This is a genomic window from Aquibacillus sediminis, from assembly GCF_005870085.1.
Lineage (GTDB): Bacteria > Bacillota > Bacilli > Bacillales > Amphibacillaceae > Aquibacillus_E > Aquibacillus_E sediminis.
The window spans coordinates 1-645 of sequence record NZ_SZNM01000075.1; the positions used below are offsets into that span (position 1 = coordinate 1).

A 645-nucleotide genomic window follows, 5' to 3' on the forward strand; every position below is an offset into this window, starting at 1 on the left:
CCTACATGAAGCCGGAATCGCTAGTAATCGCGGATCAGCATGCCGCGGTGAATACGTTCCCGGGCCTTGTACACACCGCCCGTCACACCACGAGAGTTGGCAACACCCGAAGTCGGTGGGGTAACCTGGGACACAACTTAGCCTCTTACTATTTATTTAGGAAGCTAAGTTGTGTCCTAGGAGCCAGCCGCCTAAGGTGGGGCCAATGATTGGGGTGAAGTCGTAACAAGGTAGCCGTATCGGAAGGTGCGGCTGGATCACCTCCTTTCTAAGGATATTATAGGAACTGTTTTTATACTTGGTTGTTTGGTTCAGTTTTGAGAGATCAAAACCTCTCATTATGTACCTTGAAAACTAGATAAGAATGACAAGACATCAAACAAAACGTCTTTTTTACTTCAAAAAGCTGAAGTGACCGGTTAGTAGCGTACGAATAAATCAGCTTGCGTACAGTTCCCTGCACTTGGGAACGGGTAGCAAGATGATTAGTGAGGTAGCTACTGGGAACGGAAGCTAGATTACTGTAAATATAGTTAAGTGATTAAGGGCGCACGGTGGATGCCTTGGCACTAGGAGCCGATGAAGGACGGGACAAACACCGATATGTCTCGGGGAGCCGTACGTAGGCGTTGATCCGGGAATTTC

At 47.9% G+C, this 645-nt stretch carries 2 rRNA genes; both read left to right on the forward strand.

Annotated features, from left to right (window positions below):
• Positions 1 to 268: ribosomal RNA gene (locus FCI53_RS21240) — 16S ribosomal RNA — on the forward strand; the annotation flags it as partial.
• Positions 269 to 531: 263 nt separating this feature from the next.
• Positions 532 to 645: ribosomal RNA gene (locus FCI53_RS21245) — 23S ribosomal RNA — on the forward strand; the annotation flags it as partial.